The 260-nt window shown below is 47.7% G+C and carries 1 rRNA gene; it reads left to right on the top strand.

Annotation, left to right across the window (positions count from 1 at the left end):
• Positions 1 to 163 precede the first annotated feature (163 nt).
• A 23S ribosomal RNA gene (locus HZZ01_RS20780) occupies positions 164 to 260 on the top strand; the annotation flags it as partial.

The following is a 260-nucleotide window of genomic DNA, read 5'->3' as shown; positions in this document are numbered from 1 at the left end:
CGTGGCGCGTTTGAGATATTTGCTCTTTAACAATCCGGAACAAGCTGAAAATTGAAACGACGCGTCGTTTTCATTCTCCGTAATAAGAATGAAAAGCACGATGCGTTCGAGTCTCTCAAATGCTCGTAACTTACAAGCGTTGCAAAACGCCTGTGGGTTGTGAGGTTAAGCGACTAAGCGTACACGGTGGATGCCCAGGCAGTCAGAGGCGATGAAGGACGTGCTAATCTGCGTAAAGCGACGGTAAGGTGATATGAACC

The sequence above is a fragment of the Pantoea sp. WMus005 genome, assembly GCF_013415305.1.
GTDB lineage: Bacteria > Pseudomonadota > Gammaproteobacteria > Enterobacterales > Enterobacteriaceae > Pantoea > Pantoea rara.
The sequence above is the reverse complement of the archived record's forward strand: the minus strand, read 5'-3'. Positions and strand labels throughout refer to the sequence as shown.